This window comes from Puia sp. (assembly GCF_036500295.1).
GTDB lineage: Bacteria > Bacteroidota > Bacteroidia > Chitinophagales > Chitinophagaceae > Puia.
Genome location: NZ_DASYCH010000117.1, coordinates 1 through 22,463, shown reverse-complemented (window position 1 = coordinate 22,463; position 22,463 = coordinate 1). Strand labels below are relative to the sequence as shown.

Below are 22,463 nucleotides of genomic sequence, written 5' to 3'. Positions count from 1 at the left end.
AGCAATCACTACTCTATATTTCCGTATCTTGTGTAAAACCGACCTTGACCTATGTTGCGAACCTTATTAGTCGACGATGAGCCGGATTGCCTCGACGTGCTCAGACACCTCCTCAAAACCCATTGCCCTGGGGCCGAGATCGTCGGGGAGGCCGGTACCGTCGAATCGGCCCTGCACTTGATCGGGCGGTGCACCCCCGACCTCCTGTTACTCGATATTTCCTTAAAAAATGAAAGTGGGTTCGATCTGCTGAAACACCTGGGCGCCGTGGCCCCGCAACTGATCTTTGTAACAGCCTGGGACAACCACGCCCTCCGCGCCTTCAAATACAGTGCTATCGACTACTTGCTAAAGCCCGTGGATGGCGAGGAACTGCGGGCTGCCGTGGAACGAGCGGCGAAACGCGCCGAGGAAAAGGGCCTCACGGAAAAGCTCGACACCCTGATGTCCAACCTCAGTGCCCTGCAACACCCGCAGCAGAAGATGGCCGTTCCAACCATGAACGGTCTCAGCTTCATCTCTCTGAGCAATGTCCGTCGTCTCGAAGCGAAGGGAAGCTGTACGGCGATCTTTCTCGACTCCGGAGATGCCATCGTCACGACTCGCTCCATCAAAGAGTATGAAGATCTGCTGCCGGCCACCATCTTCTACCGCGTTCACTATTCCCATATCATCAACGTCAACAAGGTGCGGAAATACCAAAAGGGCAGGGGCGGCTACCTGGTAATGGAAGATGGGACCCCCATCGAAGTAGCGCAACGCCGCCGCGAAGATTTTTTGCAGATCTTGTTGAAGTGATTCCCCGTTTATGATCAGGAACTTATTATTGGCCGTACTGTGCGCGATCATTTTTTCCTGCCGCTGTTCCGGTCAGGAATATAGCTATACCCACTACGGTACAGCAGAGGGGCTGCCAGATGCCACGGTGCTTTGCATCACTCAGGACAAGGAGGGTTTTATCTGGACCGGTACGGAAACAGGGGCAAGCCGGTTCGACGGCACGCATTTCCAAAATTTTACCACCAGGGACGGACTGCCCGATCTGGAGATCCTGATCATCTTTGGCGACTCGAAGGGGCGGGTGTGGATGGCGCCGTTCCGCAAAACCCTATGTTATTATTACAAGGGAAAGATCTATAACGAACATAATGATCCGCTCCTCGCCCGAATCCACTTACAGGGATTTGTCAAAGGCTTCGCCGAGGACGCGGCGGGAAACATCCTGGTACAGGAAACGGATGCCCTGCACCAGGTGAACGCGGATGGTTCACTGACTGACATCGATTCGCTGGATGGCAGGCACATCAGGGATTGCCTGGCCGTCAGTGCCGGCTCATCCGGCAACTTCCTGGTGGCAACGAACGGCAAGATCTTGGAATTCTCTGGCAAGCGCCTGCTCCGATGCATGCCGGGCCCGCCATTAGGATACAATACATCCTATGTTCCTTATGTCGCGATGAATCCCGCCGGCATGGTATCGAAGGTATGGTCGGGGGGCTATGAGATCCGGATGTTTGCCCAGGGCACCGTCGCCACCCGTTCGTTTCCGCTAAAGCACATCGGCATCGTCACTGCGGCCATTTTCGATGACAGCCTTGTCTTTACGAATGAACTGTCGGGAAGCTTCGAATACAATCTCCACACCGGCAAAACAAAACATTATCTGCCCGGCAAGGCCGTATCCCGGGTATTCCGGGACGCCTCGGGTGATCTCTGGTTCACTACCCTGGGAGAAGGCATCTTCAAGCTGAATTCAAACGCCGTCGCCATCATCAACCCCGGTGTGCCATTCGGCGAGATGGCGGGTGTCTCATCGGTCAGGCGCATCGGGAACGAGCTATGGGTGGGGAATGACCGAAATTATGTTTTCCGGTACTCTTTACCGGATTGGAAGCTGATCAGCCGGGAGGCCATTCCGCAGCTGATGCAGCGCCGCATCCACTACATCGATACGACCGCGAATGGCGTCGTCCTGGTTGGGGGCGATAACGGATTATTTGCCCGTACCCCCGACGGCCGCCTTTTACGGCTGCTTCCCGCCACCGTCAAGGCGGCGTGGCGGATCAGCGATCGAAAGCTGCTTATCGCATCGCATTTGGCCAGCGTCATTGTCGACCTTTCGAATCTTCGCGTTATTGACACCCTATTCCGGGAAAGGGCTACCATAGCCTATGGCCAAAAGGATACGCTTTATATCGGCGGGCTGAACGGGCTTTACCGATGGGTGAAAGATGGCCCGCCCATCTTCCTGGGGGAGAAGATGTCATTCTTGCGGAAAAGAATGGCCGCCATCGCAGAGTCCCCCGACGGCATTCTCTGGATCGCCTCGGCCGATGATGAAGGCGTCATCGGTTTCAAAGATGGTCGGCAAGTGGCTGCCCTCACCCAACGCCAAGGGTTGACCAGCAATGTTTGCCGGTGCCTCCTGATACATAGCAACGTCCTCTGGGTGGGGACGGACAAGGGATTGAACAAGGTCGAGCTCGGCAAGCCGGGATACCCCGTGACCCAGTACACGTTGAGGGACGGACTCGCGTCCGATCTGATAAATACCGTTTTTATCGATGGTTCCCGGGTGTATGTCGGTACGCCGGCGGGACTCTGCTACTTCGATGAGAACCAGGCCGCCAAACCGGATAGCTGCCGGCTGTTCCTGCTATCGTTGATGAATTTCGATCGGGACAGGATCGCCGATACAGCCCGGCTCGAGTTGCCCTATACGGACAAACGGGTACGGTTTGAATTTGCCGGGGTCTCCTACCGCAGCGCAGGGGATATCGTTTATCGGTATCGCATGCTGGGCATTGACGACAAATGGCGGCAGACGCGGGACAATTACCTGGAATATCCAGATCTCCCCTCCGGAAACTACGAATGGCAGCTATATGCCGTAAATAAATTCGGCAAGAAAAGCCGCGTGGTGAAGCTGCCCATTACCGTCGCCACGCAGTTTTGGAAAAAGACATGGTTCATTGCGGGGGCCTGGCTTTTTTCGATCTTCATTTTATGGCTGTTCCTGTCACAGCGGGCACGGCTTATTCGGCGCCGGCAGCGGGAGAAAGAAGAGTTGACGCAGCGGATGGGAGATTTGGAGGTCACGGCGCTCAAGTCGCAGATGAATCCGCATTTTATTTTTAATTGCCTTAGCTCTATCCAGAAATTCATTTTCAACGGCGAGATAGAGGCCAGTAATAAATACATTGCGGGGTTGGCCAGACTGATCCGGATGACGCTCATCAATTCTTCCAAAAGCCTTGTCTCCATCGGCGAAGAGATCGACTACCTGTCGTCCTATCTTTCCCTGGAGAAAATGCGGTTCAAGGAGATGATCGGGTATTCCATCGAGGTAGATCCTGCCATTGACCGCAGCGCCGTTCTCATTCCGCCGATGCTGGTCCAGCCCCATGTCGAGAACGCACTGATCCATGGTCTCGGAGATGCGACCCACGGGGTCGGCTTTCTACGGGTGGCCATCGAAAAAGCGGATGGACAGCTGGTCGTGACGGTGGAGGACAATGGCATTGGCAGACCCGAAGCGGCGCAAAGAAGGATCATCCGGATCCAGGGCGACTCTCCGAAAGGTATGTCGCTGACCGGGGATCGCATTGCGATGCTAAATAAACTATATGGAGGCGCCGCCAGCCAAACTATAATCGATCTGCTCGATGACCAGGGCTGTCCCGTCGGAACCCGCGTCACCCTCCGGCTGCCTTTGTTCTGTGAACAGGCGCTGTATTCCTGATGCGACAGAACTAAGCAAAGCTGAGGCTCGCTTGTTGCTCCTGCCAAAAAGATACCAGATTAGCCTGTCTACTGGAAATTATTTGTATGTTTCTTGCTTATAGTGGAAGAAATTGATAAAAATGAGTTGTTCTTCGATCTTACTGGAAAATCCTTGCGCCGGTTTATTGGAAAACATTTTCATAAATCCGACTTATAATGGAAAATATTTGCTAATTTTGGATATTAGCCTTATATAATGGAAAAAATTTTACCCATACACCTCCAGGAGGTGGTCTTTTCTTCTAGTGACCCCAGCTACAGCCGCCAGATCGCACAGCTGGAAAAGGACGACAAGCTTCGCAAGATCGCTCCCCGTGTATATACACCCAATTTTGAGGAATCCCCTGAAACGATCATCCGGCGGAATCTGTTCACGATACTGGGCAAGTTATACCCTGGCGCCGTACTTAGCCATCGGTCGGCACTGGAATTTAAGCCGACGGCCGCGGGTCATCTCTTCGTGACATACACCTACACTAAAAAAATAAGCCTGCCTGGTGTTGTCCTTCGATTCGTGCAAGGCCCAGGGCCGATAGAAGGGGATAATCCGCTCTCCGGTGAACTGTTCGTTTCACAGATGGAAAGAGCGTTGCTGGAAAACATGGAGGTAAGCCGTCAGCCGAGACCGGAATCTAAAATCCTTACCTTACCGGAGATCGAAGACCGGTTGGAAAATGTAGTCCGGGTAAAGGGAGAACCGGGGTTGAATGAAGTTCGAGACAGAGCTAGGGAAATTGCCCAAAAATTAGCCATGGAAAAGGAGTTTGATAAGCTCAATAAACTCATCAGCGCCTTGCTTACAACCAAACCATCGAAGATTTTATCCTCGCCCTTGGCGGTGGCCCGGGCCTTCGGAAACCCGTACGATCCCGCCCGGCTATCGATTTTTGAGAATCTATTCAGAGAGCTGAAGCAGCAGGAGTTTAAAGACCTCCCGGAAAAAAACACCAGCATAAAAGCATTCCGCAACTTCGCCTTTTTTGAAGCCTATTTTTCCAACTATATTGAAGGAACCGAATTTGAATTGGAGGATGCCAAACGGATCATCGAAACTGATACGCCAATGCCCGCACGGGATGAGGATTCGCATGATATTCTGGGTACATACAAGCTAGTCTGCAACCGGCAGGAGATGAGCGTCATTCCCGGCACTTCCGAAGAGCTGCTGAACATCCTACTGTACCGGCACAAAGTGTTACTGAGCGCCAGGACATCCAAAAACCCCGGGCAATTTAAAGATAAGAACAACCGGGCCGGTGAGACCCATTTTGTCAACCAGTTGCTGGTCAAAGGAACGCTGATAAAAGGGTTCGACTTCTACCAGGCACTGAGTCATCCCTTTGCGAGAGCAATCTACATCATGTTCCTGGTCAGTGAGGTCCACCCTTTTCTGGACGGAAATGGCCGGGTCGCCCGGGTCATGATGAATGCAGAGCTCGTCAAACAGCAGCAAACGAAGATTATCATCCCGACCGTCTACCGGGAGGACTATGTATTGGCTTTACGAAAGCTGACCCGACAGGGGGATCCCGCAGCCTACATTCGTATGATGGGGCGCGCACATGAATTCAGCGACACGATCGTCGGCGACGATATGGAAGCCATGGAAAAACACCTTGCAGCAAGCAATGCCTTTAAAGAGCCGGAAAAGCAAAGCTGAAGATAGTGCCGATAGAATCTTAATGAAAAGAAAATCCCAAGCGGGTGAAATATTGAAGCGGAGCCGATGAGTCGATATATTCCTATGATGTTTATAATCAATAAGTAGTGAATCACGGCGACTTATTAAAGTTGCCAACCTGGATTATCTCCGGCGCCTCCCGTCGTCGGGGCCTCCGCTGATCCACCCTGCACTGCATTACCCAAATGGCTCCCGTACCTCCTTCGTCGGTACGGTTTTGTTTCCCCGTCCGCTATGGAGAGCAAGGCTCTCCCCGCTACCGGGAAAAACAAAACCCCTCACGGGGCGAGGGGCCATTTGTTGCCCAACCTGGATTCGAACCAAGACGAGCAGATCCAGAATCTGCTGTACTACCATTATACTATTGGGCAATGGGAGGGCAAAATTAGGGTTTTTTCACCTTATTTTGCCAAAATATGGTAAAGCAATTTTTAGCACTTGTACTTATAGCCGGATCCACCCTGGCGGCTGCCGGCCAACCCCGGTCGTACCCCATTACACCCGCAGACTCCGCCACGCGCTTTGCCGACTCCATCTTCCGTCGTCCGGTCTTTCTCTACCAACAGGTGCAGCCCGATATCCCCGCCGATATCCAGTCGATCCTCGTTCGCTTCAACAACGCCCTCGTCGCCAACCGGCAATGGTTCCAGGATTATCGCACTACCTATGCCGGACAGCCGCTGCCCTATAACCAACGCTTTGGCATCACCGCAGACGAATACCGGCGCCTGCAGAATCTCGAGCGTACGCCCCCCCAACTCGTGCCTGTAGACACGCAGAAGGTCACCGTCGTCCGGGAAGCCGGCTATATCCGGTTTCACTCCGAAGGCGATATCCATCTTCTCGACTACCTGCAGATCGATCTGCAGAAAGATCTTGTCGTCTTCGGCGGGGATACGATCCCGCTCATCGGGCACACCACAACCCCTCCCACCAGCCCCTATGGCGAATGGCAGGGCTATACCTGGCGGCTCGAGAAAGCCGATGCCGCCAGCACGATCGCTTCCAGCCGCGTCACCGCCCGCGTCGTCGAGATCAACATGGGACTGACGCCCCCCGGCCCCTCATCGCCGCAGGCCCCGGCCGCGCAAACGTCCGGGCGCATCTTTCTCCGCCTCAAATATCAGGATATGCGTGACGGCGCCACCGTCGCCAACCTCGAACTCGTCGGCTATCTGCTCTAGGATACAATTTCCGACGCCTTAGCGAGACGCAGGGAAGACCGCAGCAACCGGTAGATGCCATAAGAGAAAAGCACCCCATGCACGATCAGCACGATCCAATCATAGCGGAAGACCAATGCCGCGCGCAACAACAAGGCGATGGGTAAGAACACCTGGTAGAAGTCTGCCAGGAAGATGAGATAGGGATAGGGGTATCCCGGCGGCATAAGAATGATAACCATCCGGAAACCCAGCTTCCGCCAGCTGGCCATCGCGAATAATAGATAGAACACCAGAAAGATGACCGGCAAGGGCTTGCCGATGCGCCAAAGCATGGCCCCCAGGGCGATCATCTCGACGACAAGGATCATCCATTCGCGTCCCCGAAAACTCTGGGGATCCACCTTTGTTGCGTAGGTGGGTGTACCGGAGGCAATATCGTTCTCGCGATCGAAGAACATATGCCAGAGAATGCCCCGTAGCCCATAGCAAAGCGCCCACAGCCCCACCGCGAAAAACCAGATCCAGTCGATCGGCTGACCGGTATAGTGACTCATACTCGCCACGATGAACAGGCTGGTGAAGATATGTGCACCCGAGGCATCCGCCAGGACGCCGGCGATACCCCGTTTCTTCAGCCGGATGGGTGGGATGGAATAACAGCTAAAGGCGATCCACGGCATTGCGGCCAGCGCCATGATCAGCACGTGCGGATAGAAAGTGGCGATATAGGCGGCTCCGGCCACGAGGGCCACCGCAGGAAAGATCCACCGCCGCGAAGGCGCGACACCCGCCATGCGATTCTTCTTCCCGATGGCCAGGTCTTCTTCCATGTCGGTGATATCGTTGATCACACTCACATACGCGGCGCCAAGCACCATGGCCAGCATGATATAAAGGAGGTAAGGACTCGATTCCGCAAGGCTCTTGCCCGACTTCATCGCGGTGGCATACCCTATCGCCAGCAGCGGAGCGACTTTATACCCCCACCATTCGGACGCGCGTATCGTTTTAATAGCCTTCATTTCAAAAGCTTCTTCCAACCTGTTTTTACGAACAGTACCGGGTTTAACCAAAACGCCTGGGTCAATTTCCCAAGACTCCCCGCATAATGCGCCTTTATCATAAAACTCACCTTCAATAACTGGAACGAATGATCGATACACCGATCCTGCAAGATGCCTACTTCTTCTTTGGTCAATTGGCCGGCATATCGCCGCAACATCTCCCGCGTATCTTCGATATACAACATTCTCAACACGTCATATTGATCGCGCCCATCATATATATTGTCGTCATTGACACTTTTATGCCATAATTTTTCGCGGATCATCGCGCCACGCGCCTTCTTTGAGAGCACAATATCCAGCATCAGGCACCAGTCGTCGGCCACATGCACCCGGTCGTTCCATGCGCCTACAAAAGAGCTTCGCCGGATGAGAACGGATGACGAAGGAGAGGGACAGCACTCCAGGTAAAGCCGGCGCAGCTCAGGATAGGTGAATAACATCGGGGATTCGTTCCGGGTGGTCCAATAGGAGCGTAGATATTTAAACTCTGCAAAGTAATCCGCCAGGCGGCCGTTGGGCATCTGCTGATACCAGTTGACAAACACAAAGTCCAGTTGCAGCTCGTTCATCGCCTGGATGCCGGTGGCAAGAAATCCCGGCTCCCAGACATCGTCGCTGTCGAGCGAAGCGATAAATCCACCGGTCGCGACAGTCAGGCCGGTTGACCTTGCGGCCGCCTGCCCGCCATTGGGCCGGTAGACATATTGCACCCCGGGATACGCTCTGACGACGGCAGCGGTATTATCGACGGAGCCGTCATCGACGACGATGATCTGTTTATGGGGATAGGTCTGACCCATCGCGCTTTCTATCGCCCTGCCGATCAGCGCCGCCCGGTTATAGGTAGGGATGATCACGCTGACCAGGTGTTTATCGTGGGTATCACTCATGTACGATCGAAATTAGGGTCTTTGCAAACCCGGCCTCGGCGGGACTGTCGGGTAAGCGGTTGGGCAGGTCGTTGCAGGCGGCTAATCCGATGGCTTCCCATTCCGCTCTCCGCTGCCAGGCCCGCTCCAGCGCCTCGTCAAAGGATTCGGTGCCGGTATCTCCGATGAACCCGGTGACCCCATCGGTGAGCACCTCCCGGCTTCCGCCCGCCGTCGTCGTGATCACCACCCGGCCGGCCGCCATTGCCTCCAGCACGACCAACGGCAGACCTTCGCTGCGGGAGGGCAGGGCCAGTGCATGAAATTCCCGCCAGCATTCCCGCATATCACTGCGCTGACCCGCAAAATGGATATTCGTCAGCCCATACATCCGGGCCATCCCCTCCAATCCTTCCCGGTCGACGCCCGACCCGATAAAGGTCAACTCCACCGGTCGCTCCCGCCACTTGGGGCGGGCCAGCAGCCGGATCAGGATATCCTGACCCTTGTCGAGTACGAACAATCGCCCGATACAGGCAAGCCGGTATACCGATGTGCCCGCCGGATAGGCAACAGGTCCACTGCCGCGGTCGACAGGGTTGAAGATCAGCTGGGTGTTGTTTAGCCGGACGCCAAACTGCTCTTCGGTCAGCTCCCGGTTATGCCGGGAAACAAAGAAACATTTTCGTGCCTGCGTTAACGCCCTGACCATTCCGGGCCGCTGATTCGGCTGCGGCCAGAAAAAATCTACAGCCTTCTGAGCGATAATGACATAGGGCGCACCCACGGCGATACAATCCTGTGCAAAATTCAATCCATCAAAATTGATGCCCTGTGCGATGACCACCAGTGCGGGCCGATGAACCCGCAGCCGCCTCATAAATTGCCTACGCAGTTCGCTGCTTTCATACCAATGACGTTTTCGCATCCGGAGCAACGCCTTCCGGGCCAGGAACATCCATTTCTGCGTCTGCAATTCCTGCAACTCCACCCCCCCTGCCGCAAGCGCCGACCAGCGCGGATGGGTCCGGTTGATGCGGTCTTTGTATACCGTTACGGTCATACCGGAGGCCTGCAGGATGGGTATACTTCTTGCCCATAGCTCTTCGCTGCCGCCCCATTCCTCGATACAGGTTGATATGATCGCGATCGTTGGCATATTATTGGTGACCGGCGCTATCCGAGCCCACCGGCTTCTTTAAAAATAATTTGGAATACGTACCGCCCATTGCCACAAGCTCTTCATGCGTTCCATGCTGCTGTACCCGCCCGTCGCCCATTACATAGATATGGTCCGCATGCCGTACAGCGGTCAACCGGTGGCTGATGATCAGCGCGGCCCGGTTACCGATGCGCTGCCGGAACGACTGGAACAATTCCTCTTCCGACACGGCATCGAGAGCACTCGTAGCCTCGTCAAAGATGACAAAACGACTGTTACTGAAAAACGCCCGCGCGATCGCCAGCTTCTGCCACTGGCCGATACTCACCTCCCGGCCGTTCTCAAAGATCCGGCCCATCATCGTCTCATAGCCCTCCGGGAATTTCCGGATATAATCGTGGGCCCCTGACTTCCGGGCGGCCTCCTCGATATCCTCCGATGGCCGTTGACTATCGATATCCCCCCACCGGATATTCTCCGCCGCGGTGATATTGAATTTCCCAAAATCCTGAAACACGGCGCTGATATGCTTCCGGTACTCGGTGCTTTTAAAGCTGCGGATATCCAGCCCATCCATCCGGATACATCCTTCCGTCGGATCGTAAAGCCGGCATAGGAGCTTGATGAGTGTCGTCTTGCCCGCTCCGTTCAACCCCACGATGGCGATGATCTTACCCGGCGGAACCCGCAGCGACACGTTGCGCAGGGCGGGCTCATTTGCATGCGGATAGGTGAAACTCATATTCTCCACGACCAGGTCGACGGTTTCGGACTGTGGAACGGCTATCGGGTTCTCCGGTTCGTTCAGGGTGGCCCGCAGATCGAACATCTCGAAGAGATTATTGATAAAGATATTGTTCTGGTAAAGCCCCGAGATGCCCTGGGACATCAGCTGCAGAACGCCGAAGGACTGTGGGAATACGATAAGGAACAGGGACATGTCCCCCACGCTCATCCGGCCCCTGATCATGCTGAAGCACAGGTAGGCGATACAGGCAAAGAGTCCGAGCGTGGCCATGATATTTGTCAGCAGTTCCTTAAACGTGTTCCGGCGGGTCATTTGTAACCGTTGACCCATCAATTTGACACGGATATCGGTATAAAGTGCACGGATATGGCTTCCGAGGCCATATCCGCGAATTTCCTTGGCGGGGCTGTCTTCGGTGATCAGACTGCTCAGATATGCCGCCTGGCGTTCCACCGGTGTCTGTTTCCGGCGCCACTGATACATCTGTTCGGCATAACGGATACGCACCAGCAGGGTTGGTGCGACAAAAAGCGCCAGCAGGGGCAGCAACAGCCAGCTGATGGAGATGAGGATCGAGCCGATGGCCACCAGCGTGAGGCTGTTCTTGGCGATGTCGGCCAGGTTGAGGACGACGTTGTTCGGTGCTTCGGGACCCGCGTCCTTGGCCCGTTTCATCGTGTCGAAGTAGGCGGGGCTCTCGTAAAAGGCAAGGTCCAGACTTACCGCACATTCATGAATTTTCTCATCTATACTCTCCTTTACGCGTTGGGCCTGGTTCTCGATGGCCAGGGTCGACAACGCCTTTACGGTGACGTAGATGATGGTCCCAACCGTAATAACGACCAGATACCACAGCACCCGCCGGACCTTTTCGTCGTCAAAGGGTGTGGCCTTTGTCACTTCGTTGATAAGATGCTTGAAAATATAAAGCAGCAGGAGGTAAAGAACGCTTTCGCCGACGATCGACACCAGGGTAAGCGTGGTCCATTTCTTCGAGATCGACCAGATGAGGCGAAGGGTCCTCATCAGATGGAGGTTAGTTTTTAGTTGGCGAACCCGATGACGGATGGTCCCGATCATGCCCCAAAATAGTCATAAATATTTAAAAAACAGCATTTTTTGACGCATGACAGCGACCCCCCCACAGGTGATGTTGTTCTCTCGTTTTCCCCGGCGTTTCGGCTTTCATCTAATTTTAATCTGATGAATTTCGGTTTTAACAGTTTCTTCTGTACTTCAGCGCTAATTTTATTGTCTGTAATTGGAAGGACTCCAATTCGTTCACCTAATTAGTCATTGAACCAAATCCACGACCTATGTCGAATAAAGAAGCAAAGCGCTTCCTCTCTATCCGCCTTTCTGCAGAGGAATTACAGGAAGTCTACAGCCATCAGCACCAGTCCACTTGCCGGAGCTTGACCGAGTATGTAAAAAAAGTTCTTACCGCCAAGCCCATAACGGTAAAGACGCGTGACGAGTCGAAGGAGGATACCCTCCAGCAGCTTATCGCTATCAAGGTCAGACTGGATGACCTGGCAGAAAGGACCGAGCCGCCCGTGAATGGCTCGCTTGTCGGGGAGATCGCAGACATTAAGTTGTCCATCCGGAAGATCGCGGATGCCTGTTCGCATCAGCATCAGTAAGTTCCGGCAGGAAAGGATGTCCGAGGAACGAAATTATTTCGAGAAGCCTGCGATCTTGTGCAATTGCAAAGGGTCATATACTTTTCCGTCCTTGATCACCAGCTTCACCTTGCGGATATCCCTGATATGATGTAGCGGATCTCCGTCGACAAGGATAATATCAGCGTCGCGGCCCGGCATCAGCGAGCCGCTTATACCCGCCTGTTTCATGACCAGCGCGGGTACGATCGTAGCCGTTCGCAAGGCCTCCAGCGGCGTCAGTCCAGCATCCACATACAATTCCAGTTCCCGGTCTACGCTATATCCCGGGAAACCCATATCCGTGCCCGCGACGATGGGCACGCCCATGTCATGCAACACTTTGACCTGCTTCTCCAGGTCTTTGAAATAGCTTTTGAATTTTTCTGCCTGCGCCGGCGGCATCCCCATCGTGACAAACAATACCTGCAACGGCTGAGGAAGGGTTCCGAATGCCGGCTCCATGCTCGTGATGCTGTCTTTCACCGATCGGAAGATCATCTCGAAAACCCCGAGCGTAGGGTCGATCACGGTTCCATGCTGCCTGATGAAATCGAGTCCTTTTGCGGTTTTGGGGTCGTTCCAATCCACCAGTCTGTCTTTGGTCCTTGCCAGGATCGGTCCGACATACTGGATATGATTGACCATATCCATCCCGGAGTCCACACCCTGTTCGAGGTTCATCCCTTCGGGGATATGGCCGGTAACGGTAAGCCCCAGCCGGTGGGCTTCGTCGCAGATCACTTTGAGGATCGGCGCCGTCACCGAACTATAGATCTTTATCTGGACAAAGCCGCTGTCCTTATAACGGCGCACCGCATATTTTGCTTCCTGCGGCGTGCCGGCGCGGACGATGCCAAGACCCATCGGGCCCGGGCCGTCGATGATCCCGGCCTTGAGGATATGCGGGCCGACACCCACGCCCTCGTCGATCGCCCGCTTCACCGAATTGATATAATTGAATTCATTGCCGCAGTCGCGTACCGTCGTCACCCCGGCCGCCAGGTAGGCGGGCCCCCACTCCGCCTGCTCGAAATGCGCATGCATATCCCAGAGTCCCGGAAGGATCGTCCTGCCTTCGGCGTGAATGATCTTCGCTCCCGCGGGGACGGCCACCGCCGCTTTTGGGCCCGCTTTTATGATCTTCCCGTTCTCTATCAGGATTACCGCATCGGGTGTAGTCGCACCCATCGCAACATCCACCATCCTGCCGCCGACGATCGCCAACACTCCTTTCTGCCCTCTTGCCCCGGCCGAACCGCCGTCATCCCCTTTCATCGAAGCCGCAAACAACTGCATCCCATAGGTCGCCGCGCGGCCGATAAGTTCCGGCAGCAGGCTCTCATATTTATCCAGCATCATCTCCAGCTTATCTCCTTCTGCGTCATTGGTGATCAGGCAAACGAGGTTGCCGTCATTGTCGGTCCAGACCAGTTCGTTGCCCCAGACCAGGCCGCTGATCACCAACCGCTGCAATGGCAGCCGGTTGCCATAATAGAACAGGGTATCATATCCAGACATCTTTATGGAGACGGAACCTGTCGGCAACAGCCGCAGCTTCTCCGGCCGGCCATGTTTGTTCCAGTATTGGAGCAGGAGCATTTGCACCGTTGCCGGCGAGTAACCCGCTACCGGGAAGGCAGGCCCTTTTATCTCCTGCGTGAAACTGCTGTCGTCCACTTTTGCATAGGCCTTGCTACCGGTGACGGATACACTATCGTGTACGGTGGAGAACCGCGACGTATTTCCTTTGATCCAAAACCGCAACGGCTCGCCGCTTGGCGTCAATAAGATGCGCGCAATCAGGGGCACCGGCGATCCCCGGTCGACGAACTTGAATCGAACCGCATAGCTTACCCCGCTATCTCCCGCTGTCCGGTAATAGACTTCCTGGCCAATGTTTTGCGCAAACTTGTGCAGGAAGAAGCGCGCGCTGTCACCGCCGGCCGCCGGTGTCTGCGCCAGCCCGTGTAACAAACAGCCAAGCAGCAACGTACTAACAGTAGTCTTTTTCATATCAGGGGAAAATACGATAAATTTGATAAAACGCCTTCGTCCTATGTTCTGGAACCAGATAAAACTCGCCTGGCGGAATCTTTCGAAGAACCGCTTCTTTACCGGGCTCAATATTCTCGGGCTTGGCCTCGGAATGGCCTGCAGTCTGCTGATCCTTCTTTGGGTCATGGACGAGCGGTCCATGGACGCCTTGAATACCAACCGTGACCGCCTTTATGTGGCTTATAGCCGCGGTTATGGCGACGGCAAGATCACCGGCGACTACGAACTCCCTGCCTTATTGGGCGAAGAGTTGAAAAGAGTGCTTCCCGATGTGGAATATGCCGCCACGGTCGACCGCGACTACAACAATACGTTTCGGGCGGCGGGAAAAAGCCTGAAGGCCAACGGCGGGTTCGCCGGCAGGGACTTTTTCCATCTGTTCAGCTTTCCCCTCGAGGAAGGCAATGCCGACAACGCCCTTAATACGCCAAACGCCATCGCCATCTCCAGGGAAATGGCAGTCCGATTTTTCGGGACCCCGCAGGCCGCGATAGGTCAGACGCTGAGCCGCGATTCCCTCAACCGCTGGACCAATTTCACCGTCACGGCGGTATTCGATAACCCGGATCATTCCACGCTGCATTTTGACTTCCTGATCAACTGGCAACAATTCCTGAAGGAAAACAACTGGATGAACCGCTGGGACAACTCCGGCCCTTCGACCTACCTGGCATTACGCGCGGGCACGAACCCGGAAGCGGTGCGGGTGAAGATGAAAGACCTGTTGCAGCGGCAAGGGGAACATCCTGTTCCCGGTCATCACACCGAACTGGACATGCAAGTCTTTAAGGAGAAATATTTACACGGCAATTTTAATAACGGCGTGATCGAGGGCGGGCGTATCGGTTACGTGCGGCTTTTCACCATTGTCGCCGTTTTCATCCTGCTGATCGCATGCATCAATTTTATGAACCTCACCACGGCACGCTCCATGAAAAGGGCCCGGGAGATCGGCGTACGAAAGGTCATCGGTGCGAAACGCGGCTCGCTGATCCGGCAATTCCTTGGCGAGGCGGTTCTGCTGGCCTTTCTCGCGGTAGTCCTTGCGCTCACGCTGACGATCGGGCTGTTGCCGGCATTCAACAGCATTGCCGGCAAAACGATGAGCCTTCCGCTTGGCGATTGGAGCTTCTGGCTGCAGATCCTGGGCCTCACGCTGCTGACCGGCTGCGTCGCCGGCAGCTATCCGGCGCTTTTCCTCAGCTCGTTCCAGCCGATAAAAGTGTTGAAGGGAACGATGGTGATGGGTAGCGGGGCCACACAGTTTCGGAAGGGACTTGTCGTTTTCCAGTTTGTCCTTTCCATCATCCTGATCATCGGCACCCTGGTGATCACCCAACAGGTCAACTACCTCCAAAAGGCGGACACCGGCTACAGCCGGGATAACCTGGTCTATCTTCCGCTTCAGGGCAGGCTCACCGATCAGTATCCAGCGTTCCGGGAACAGGCGGTACAACTACCCGGTATCCGATCGATCAGTTGTATGAACAATACGCCGACGGTCATGGATAACGGGACGATCTCGGTGGAGTGGGCGGGGAAACCGGCTAACTACCTTCCTTCCTTCACCCAGGCTTCCGTCGGCTATGATTTTACGGCGACGACGGGTATCCGTGTCCTGCAGGGCCGCGACTTCTCGCGGGACTACCCGACAGATTCGAGCAATTATATTTTGAATGAGGCTGCGGTCAGGCTTATCGGTTTTAAGGAGCCTGTGGGCCGCGAGATCACCTTCTGGGGCCGGAAAGGGAAGATCATCGGCGTGATAAAGGATTTTCATTTTGCGTCCCTTCACGATCCTATTTATCCGCTGATCCTCCGGTTCAATGAACATGCCCAGGATGGGTATGTGCTGGTAAAGATCGCGCCCGGAGCCACCCGTCAGGCGCTTGGAGGTCTCGAACGGTTGTCGAAGGCGGTGAATCCCGCGTTCCCCTTCACCTATCAATTCTCCGACGAGCAATATCAAAAGTTTTATGCGAGTGAACAGGTGATCGGTCGGTTAAGCCATTATTTTGCCGGGCTGGCGATCCTTATCTCCTGTATGGGATTGCTGGGGCTCACGCTCTATACGGCCGAACAGCGTACCAGGGAGATCGGCATCCGCAAGGTCCTCGGCGCCGGCGCCCCCCAACTCTTCCTGTTGCTCAGCCGCGACTTTCTCCTGCTCGTCCTTCTGGCCTTCGGCATCGCCACCCCGATCGCCTGGTGGGCCATGCAACATTGGCTCGGCGACTATGCCTATCATATTCCCCTCGGTGCGACGGTCTTCCTTGTCGCCGGCATCGCCGCGTTCGGCATCGCCATGCTAACGGTCAGCTACCATTCCTTCCGCACTGCCCGCGCAAATCCCGTCCGGGCTTTAAGAAGTGAATAGGCTACCCGCCATCGGTATATACCCTTCATCCTTAAGGGTACATGACAACCTTAAATAATTTGTCTGCCTTCGGCGACAGAATATGTAATTTCATCGATTGTCATTGTATATTAAAACCTCATTTTATGGCAAAAGTCACAAGGCCTATCATTCCGACTGAAGGGACGATCGCCAATAAAATTCACATGATCCGGGATAGAAAAGTTATGCTGGACTATGATCTTGCTGAAATGTATAAAGTGGAGACGAAGCAGCTTAAAAGACAAGTAAGACGTAATATAGGTCGCTTCCCAGAGGATTTTATGTTCGAACTGACCCCAACAGAATACAATTCTTTAAGGAGCCAAAATGGCACCTTAAAACAAGGCGAGCATAGCAAGTATGTTCCCATGGCTTTTACGGAACAAGGTGTAGCTATGTTATCCAGCGTACTGAATAGTGCAACTGCTATTAAGGTAAACATTCAGATCATCAGAGTATTTACCCGAATGCGAGAACTATTGCTAACGCACAAGGACATCCTATTAAAACTCAAACAACTCGAAAAACGAGTCGTTAAAAACAGCGAAGACATTCAATTGATCTTTGTTGCCCTTAAAAAACTATTCACGAAGCCACAAGAACCGCGCCGCCGGATCGGCTTCCGAAGGGCAAACGAAAGGAATTGATCCTGCAATAGATTGAAATTTTAAGGCGCCAATTTGGCGCCTTAAAACTCATCTCATTTTAGCGTGGGGCGTGTTTTGTCCGTACTGAAAGAATAGGGATAATCCGCGGGATTGACTTCCTTTGTCCTGTTCGGGGTAGCACCCATCGTCAGCCGAAACTCTCCCCCCTTGACGATCGTCGAATGCGCGATCCAGTTCTTACTGTACGGCTGGCCATTCAGCGTGGCGCTTTGCACGTAGAGGTTGGCGGCGCTGTTGTTCGGCGCGCTGATGACAAAATCTTTTCCGCTTTCCAAATGAAGAACGGCTTTACGGAACAGCGGCGTTCCAAGTACGTACTCATCGGTCCCGGGACAAACGGAATAAAAGCCCAGCGCCGAGAACACATACCAGGCCGAAGTCTGTCCGTTGTCCTCGTCACCGCAATATCCGTCCGGCGTAGCCTGGTACAGCTTGCGCATGGCCTCGCGGATCCAATACTGGCTCTTCCACGGCTCACCTGCATAGTTGTACAGATATAGCATATGCTGGATCGGTTGGTTGCCATGTGCGTACTGCCCCATCCCGGCGATCTGCATCTCGCGGATCTCATGGATGACCTCGCCATAGTAGCTGTCGTCGAAGACCGGCGGCATCACAAACACGCTGTCCAGCATCCGCACAAACTCTTTCTTCCCACCCATCAGATCGATGAGCCCCTGGATATCATGAAACACGCTCCAGCTATAATGCCAGCTGTTGCCTTCGGTGAACGCGTCGCCCCATTTAAACGGACTGAAGTTGGCGGAGAAGCTTCCATCCTGGTTCTTTCCGTGCATCAGCTTGTGGGCCGGGTCGAACAGGTTCTTATAATTCTGCGAACGTTTGGCATATACCGCAAGCTCCGAAGCCGGCCTGCCAAGCGCCTTGCCCAGGCGGTAGATGCAAAAATCATCATAGGCGTATTCGAGCGTGCGGGCTGCGTTCTCGTTGATGTGCACGTCATAGGGAACATACCCCAGGCTGTTGTAATAGCTGACGCCCTTGCGACCCACCGCATCGATCGGTCCCTCCGCGTTCGCATCCTTCAGCAACGCATCGAATAGCGTATTGATATCATAACCCCGCAACCCTTTGAGCCATGCATCCGCAACGACGGAAGCGGAGTTATTGCCGATCATCACATTCCGATAGCCCGGATCGGACCATTCCGGCAGCCAGCCGCCTTCCTTATAATCGTTGACAAGCCCTTCCTGCATCTCCTTGTTGATAGAAGGGTAGACCAGATTCAGGAAAGGATACAATGCCCGGAAGGTATCCCAGAAACCGGTGCCCGAGAACATATATCCTGCCTCGATCTTCCCGTTATAAGGACTGTAGTGGACGATGCGGCCGGCGGCGTCTTTCTCATAAAGCCGCATCGGGAAGAAAAGCATCCGGTACAGACAGGAATAGAAGGTTCGCATCTGATCGATGGTGCCGCCCTCGACGGATACCCGGCCAAGGGTCTTGTTCCAGACGGCCCGGCCTTTTGCCTCTACAGTGGTAAAATCGTCATTGCCGATCTCGCTGGCGAGGTTCTGCTCGGCCTGCTCGATACTGATAAACGAAGAAGCCACTTTTGCATTGATCACCGTCCCGCGATGCGCCGCTGCGAACCCGATGATCGCGCCGACATGCGGATCGGTCAGCTCCAGCGAATCCATGAGCGTGCTATCCTTCCAGGCGTGCATCGAAGTAAAGGGTTGATCGAAGACGATGACAAAATAGTTTCGGAAGTTCCGGGCGACCCCGCCGCTGTTCCGCGTGGAATAGCCAACGATCTTGCGTTCGCCGGGAATGATCCTGATATACGACCCCTTGTTGTAGGCATCGATCACGACATGGGCGCTGTCCGTCTTTGGAAAGGTAAACCGGAAACGCACGGCCCGTTCGGTGGGCGTCAGCTCCGTCGTCACATCGTGATCGGCGAGATAAACGCTATAATAATAAGGCTTTACCACCTCCGCCTTGTGCGAGAACCAGGAAGCCCGTTTCTCTTCCCGAAACTGCGACCCGTTGACCGGCATGAGGCTGAACTCGCCAAAATCATTCATCCACGGCGAAGGCTGATGGGTCTGTTTGAAACCCCTGATCTTATCAGCTGTATAAGTATATTGCCAGCCATCTCCATTCCTTCCGGTCTGCGGTGTCCAGAAGTTCATCCCCCAGGGCAGGGCGATCGACGGGAAGGTATTTCCGGTCGAGATCGCGTAGGTGGATTGTGTGCCCATCAGCGGATTGACAAAGTCGACGGGATCATGAACGGCGTCGACCCACTGGGCCCGTGCACCGCCTGCCAGGGCAAGCACAGCGCTAAATAGAAAGGCTTTTTTTAGCATGGTACTATTGGGAATTTTATCCCGCAAGCTATCGATTCCGCTGCAAATTTTTACAGCTAATCCGCGAACGCGGTATCTTTAGCACATGAAACGAATCGTCCCGCTACTCGCTTGCCTGATCAGCCAAACTCTTTCCGCACAGCAGCCGGCAACGCACCTTCCCAACGAAGGCGCCCCTGTCTCCTATGTCGATCCTTATATCGGCACCGGCGGCCACGGCCATGTCTTTCTCGGCGCCAGCGTTCCCTTCGGCGCGGTACAGGTCGGCCCTATGAATATAAATAAGGGATGGGACTGGTGCTCGGGTTATCATTATAGCGACAGCGTCGTCAAAGGCTTTGCCCAGAACCATCTCAACGGTACGGGTATCCCCGACCTCGGCGACATCCTGATCATGCCCTATACCGGCGCCGTTCGCACCGAAGTGGGCACCCAGCAAAACCCGACGGCCGGATACGCCTCACATTATGACCACAAAAACGAGATCGCCCGCCCTGCATACTACTCGCTCTGGCTAAAAGATCATAAGGTCAACGTCGAACTCACCGCCACCGAACGCGTCACCTTCCATCGCTACCGTTTTCCAGCCAATCGTCCTGCCCATATCATCATCGATCTCCTCCAGGGCAACTTCGATGCGGGCTGGCAACATCCAAAAGTAAAGGCCCACCTGCTAAAGCTTGATGACAGTACCCTGATCGGATGGCGCAACAGCTCTCAGTGGGCGAAGGACAGGCGGATCTATTTCGCGATCCGCACCAACTTCCCGTTAAAGAACCTGGCCCTGCTGAACGGTAATACGCCCGTAAAAGAGTTATCCATCGAAGCCGATACCGTCAAAGGGCTGATCTCCTTTCAAAAGAATCCGGGCACGGTCATGCTGAAAGTGGGCGTTTCCAACGTCAGCGGGGAGAATGCCCTTGCCAATATCAAGGCAGAGATCCCCGGCTGGAACTTCGAAGCCGTCGTCCGGCAGGGCAATGAGAAATGGCGGCGGGCGCTGGATAAAATAAAGATCGACGCCGCCGATGCCGTCCAGCGGAAAGTGTTCTACACCGCACTGTATCATTCGATGATCGCCCCGGCGCTGTACAACGACCACGACAGCAGTTACCGCGGCGCGGACGGAAAGGTGATCGAACATGCTCCCTATAATAACTATACCATCTTCTCGCTATGGGACACGTATCGTACGCTGAATCCGCTGATGACGCTGATCCATCCCGAACGCGTCAATGATATCATCAATACCATGCTCGCCATCTATGTCCAGCAGGGCAAGCTCCCCATCTGGCATCTCCAGGGCCGCGAGACGGATTGTATGGTCGGCTACAGTGCCGTCCCCATCATTGCCGACGCTTTTTTGAAAGGATTCCATGGCTTCGATGCCAATCTTGCCCTCGAAGCGATGAAGGCATCTTCCACCCGTGATGACTATGGCGTCAAATACCTGAAGGAAGAAGGATTTATTCCCGCGGATAAAGAGCGGGAATCGGTGTCCAAGGCATTGGAATATGCTATCGATGACTGGTGTATCGCCCGGGTGGCTGCGAAACTGGGCCGGACGGAAGACGAACAGGTTTATGCCAAACGCGGCGAATATTTCACGCGCTATTTCGACCCCGTTACGAAATTTATGCGGCCGGTCCTTGCCGACGGCAAATATCGCGAACCCTTCAACCCCTTCCAGTCGATCCACGAATGGGGTGACTATACCGAAGGCAATGCCTGGCAATATACGTGGCTCGTTCCTCAGGATGTGGAGAGACTCATCAGCATGATGGGCGGCGACAAACCCTTTGTCACCAAACTGGACAGTCTTTTTGTCGTCAGCCAGTCGATGGGCAAGGAGGCCTCGCCGGATATCTCCGGCCTGATCGGGATGTATGCGCAGGGCAACGAGCCCAACCATCACATTGCCTATCTCTACGACTTCGCCGGTTACCCGTGGAAGACCGCTGAAAAGATCAAACAGATTGCCGACGAGTTTTACACCGCAAAAAACGACGGACTCTGTGGCAACGACGACGCCGGCCAGATGAGCGCCTGGTATGTCATGTCGGCGCTTGGGATCTATCCCGTCAACCCTGCCAATGGCGTCTTTGTCTTCGGGACACCGCTCGTCCGCAAAGCCATCCTGGAAGTAGGGGAGGGAAAACACTTCACCATGCAGGCGGTGAACTTTGGTAAGAAGAACATCTATATTCAAAAAGCCACCCTCAATGGCGCCCCCTATACCAAATCTTATATCGACTTCAAAGCCATCAAGGCCGGCGCCTCGCTCGTTCTCTATATGGGGGATAAACCCGATGAGCAGTTCGGCAAGGCGCCGGACGATCGTCCCAAATCCAATCCGGACGGCCAGCCCGCTTCCGCAGTATCCATTCATGTCAACCAGGCCATCTTCCCGCCCAATGAACCAAAGATCGCCGTCGTGGAAGGCAGCGCGAATGATGGGGTATTCGAGATTATCGATGGGGCAGGGCACCCCGTTTTCCATGGTCGTCTCGGGCACCCTGAATCCGTCCGGGACTGGTCTTCTGAGCACAACTACTTCGAGGCGGACTTCTCGACTTTCAAAACGCCGGGCAGGTATCGCCTCACTGCCAACGCTGTCACCTCCGCCGCCTTCACCATCGGCAATGCCGACTGGGCCCGTCCGCTGGTGAGCAGCATCATCCATTATTATCACCAGCAACGCGCCAACACTCCCGCAGAGTTGGAGGCCGACAAACACCTACTGCTCTTCGGCAGCGACAAACGGGTCGATCTTCACGGCGGCTGGTGCGATGCCTCGGGTGATGTCAGCAAATACTTCTCGCATCTGGCCTACGCGAATTTCATGTCACCCCAACAGATCCCC

14 protein-coding genes and 1 tRNA gene are annotated in these 22,463 nt (G+C 54.5%); 8 read left to right on the top strand and 7 right to left on the bottom strand.

The features are described 5' to 3' along the window. Positions 1-51: 51 nt before the first annotated feature. The 3 genes from VGM48_RS21645 to VGM48_RS21635 all read left to right on the top strand — a co-directional run bounded on the left by VGM48_RS21645 (position 52) and on the right by VGM48_RS21635 (position 5,443). Positions 52-798 carry a LytTR family DNA-binding domain-containing protein gene (locus VGM48_RS21645; protein ID WP_331582528.1) on the top strand — a complete coding sequence of 249 codons (747 nt, stop codon included), beginning with the start codon at positions 52-54 and terminating at the stop codon, positions 796-798. Positions 799-808: 10 nt separating this feature from the next. Continuing rightward, a complete protein-coding gene (locus VGM48_RS21640) occupies positions 809-3,742 on the top strand; it encodes a sensor histidine kinase (protein ID WP_331582527.1) in 2,934 nt (977 codons plus the stop codon). Positions 3,743-3,979: 237 nt separating this feature from the next. Further along, entirely contained in the window at positions 3,980-5,443 is a 1,464-nt protein-coding gene (locus VGM48_RS21635; protein WP_331582526.1) for a Fic family protein, read from the top strand. Between the two features lie 321 nt (positions 5,444-5,764). Here VGM48_RS21635 and VGM48_RS21630 read toward each other — a convergent pair. Next, a tRNA-Gln gene (locus VGM48_RS21630) sits at positions 5,765-5,835 on the bottom strand. 45 nt (positions 5,836-5,880) lie between these two features. Between VGM48_RS21630 and VGM48_RS21625 the strand changes: the two genes are divergently transcribed. Continuing rightward, positions 5,881-6,648 carry a hypothetical protein gene (locus VGM48_RS21625; protein ID WP_331582525.1) on the top strand — a complete coding sequence of 256 codons (768 nt, stop codon included), beginning with the start codon at positions 5,881-5,883 and terminating at the stop codon, positions 6,646-6,648. Here the strand turns inward: VGM48_RS21625 and VGM48_RS21620 are convergent. The 4 genes from VGM48_RS21620 to VGM48_RS21605 are packed head-to-tail and all read right to left on the bottom strand — an operon-like array spanning position 6,645 to position 11,556. After that, positions 6,645-7,652 (bottom strand): UbiA family prenyltransferase, encoded by a 1,008-nt coding sequence (locus VGM48_RS21620; RefSeq protein ID WP_331582524.1) that lies wholly within the window; start codon positions 7,650-7,652, stop codon positions 6,645-6,647. The two genes, VGM48_RS21625 and VGM48_RS21620, sit on opposite strands and share 4 nt — an antisense overlap. Then, entirely contained in the window at positions 7,649-8,587 is a 939-nt protein-coding gene (locus VGM48_RS21615; protein WP_331582523.1) for a glycosyltransferase family 2 protein, read from the bottom strand. The genes VGM48_RS21620 and VGM48_RS21615 overlap by 4 nt, the downstream gene beginning before the upstream one ends. Next, a complete protein-coding gene (locus VGM48_RS21610; RefSeq protein ID WP_331582522.1) occupies positions 8,580-9,725 on the bottom strand; it encodes a glycosyltransferase in 1,146 nt (381 codons plus the stop codon). Before VGM48_RS21610 ends, VGM48_RS21615 begins: the two co-directional genes overlap by 8 nt. Position 9,726: 1 nt before the next feature. Beyond that, a complete protein-coding gene (locus tag VGM48_RS21605) occupies positions 9,727-11,556 on the bottom strand; it encodes an ABC transporter ATP-binding protein (protein WP_331582521.1) in 1,830 nt (609 codons plus the stop codon). A 236-nt stretch (positions 11,557-11,792) separates the two neighbouring features. On the opposite strand from VGM48_RS21605, the gene VGM48_RS21600 reads away from it, so the two are divergent. Continuing rightward, positions 11,793-12,119: a hypothetical protein gene (locus tag VGM48_RS21600; RefSeq protein ID WP_331582520.1), complete on the top strand. Its 327-nt coding sequence runs from the start codon at positions 11,793-11,795 to the stop codon at positions 12,117-12,119. A 33-nt stretch (positions 12,120-12,152) separates the two neighbouring features. Here the strand turns inward: VGM48_RS21600 and VGM48_RS21595 are convergent, their stop codons facing one another. Then, entirely contained in the window at positions 12,153-14,153 is a 2,001-nt protein-coding gene (locus tag VGM48_RS21595) for an amidohydrolase family protein (RefSeq protein ID WP_331582519.1), read from the bottom strand. 43 nt (positions 14,154-14,196) lie between these two features. On the opposite strand from VGM48_RS21595, the gene VGM48_RS21590 reads away from it, so the two are divergent. Beyond that, the gene (locus tag VGM48_RS21590; protein WP_331582518.1) at positions 14,197-16,572 is read left to right on the top strand and encodes an ABC transporter permease; all 2,376 of its coding nucleotides are present in this window, start codon (positions 14,197-14,199) and stop codon (positions 16,570-16,572) included. A 125-nt stretch (positions 16,573-16,697) separates the two neighbouring features. Continuing rightward, positions 16,698-17,240 (top strand): ORF6N domain-containing protein, encoded by a 543-nt coding sequence (locus tag VGM48_RS21585; protein ID WP_331582517.1) that lies wholly within the window; start codon positions 16,698-16,700, stop codon positions 17,238-17,240. A 53-nt stretch (positions 17,241-17,293) separates the two neighbouring features. On the opposite strand, the gene VGM48_RS21580 is transcribed toward VGM48_RS21585, so the two are convergent. Further along, positions 17,294-19,600 carry a GH92 family glycosyl hydrolase gene (locus tag VGM48_RS21580; protein ID WP_331582516.1) on the bottom strand — a complete coding sequence of 769 codons (2,307 nt, stop codon included), beginning with the start codon at positions 19,598-19,600 and terminating at the stop codon, positions 17,294-17,296. 85 nt (positions 19,601-19,685) lie between these two features. On the opposite strand from VGM48_RS21580, the gene VGM48_RS21575 reads away from it, so the two are divergent. After that, on the top strand, positions 19,686-22,463 hold a 2,778-nt coding region (locus VGM48_RS21575; RefSeq protein ID WP_331582515.1), incomplete at its 3' end, for a GH92 family glycosyl hydrolase.

Excerpts from the sequence above, each read along its gene's own strand:
- VGM48_RS21590 (WP_331582518.1), top strand. The coding sequence starts at position 14,197 with ATGTTCTGGAACCAGATAAAACTCGCCTGGCGGAATCTTTCGAAGAAC.
- VGM48_RS21600 (WP_331582520.1), top strand. The coding sequence starts at position 11,793 with ATGTCGAATAAAGAAGCAAAGCGCTTCCTCTCTATCCGCCTTTCTGCA.
- VGM48_RS21610 (WP_331582522.1), bottom strand. The coding sequence starts at position 9,725 with ATGCCAACGATCGCGATCATATCAACCTGTATCGAGGAATGGGGCGGC.
- VGM48_RS21580 (WP_331582516.1), bottom strand. The coding sequence starts at position 19,600 with ATGCTAAAAAAAGCCTTTCTATTTAGCGCTGTGCTTGCCCTGGCAGGC.
- VGM48_RS21620 (WP_331582524.1), bottom strand. The coding sequence starts at position 7,652 with ATGAAGGCTATTAAAACGATACGCGCGTCCGAATGGTGGGGGTATAAA.
- VGM48_RS21625 (WP_331582525.1), top strand. The coding sequence starts at position 5,881 with ATGGTAAAGCAATTTTTAGCACTTGTACTTATAGCCGGATCCACCCTG.
- VGM48_RS21635 (WP_331582526.1), top strand. The coding sequence starts at position 3,980 with ATGGAAAAAATTTTACCCATACACCTCCAGGAGGTGGTCTTTTCTTCT.
- VGM48_RS21640 (WP_331582527.1), top strand. The coding sequence starts at position 809 with ATGATCAGGAACTTATTATTGGCCGTACTGTGCGCGATCATTTTTTCC.
- VGM48_RS21595 (WP_331582519.1), bottom strand. The coding sequence starts at position 14,153 with ATGAAAAAGACTACTGTTAGTACGTTGCTGCTTGGCTGTTTGTTACAC.
- VGM48_RS21585 (WP_331582517.1), top strand. The coding sequence starts at position 16,698 with ATGGCAAAAGTCACAAGGCCTATCATTCCGACTGAAGGGACGATCGCC.
- VGM48_RS21605 (WP_331582521.1), bottom strand. The coding sequence starts at position 11,556 with ATGATCGGGACCATCCGTCATCGGGTTCGCCAACTAAAAACTAACCTC.
- VGM48_RS21645 (WP_331582528.1), top strand. The coding sequence starts at position 52 with ATGTTGCGAACCTTATTAGTCGACGATGAGCCGGATTGCCTCGACGTG.
- VGM48_RS21615 (WP_331582523.1), bottom strand. The coding sequence starts at position 8,587 with ATGAGTGATACCCACGATAAACACCTGGTCAGCGTGATCATCCCTACC.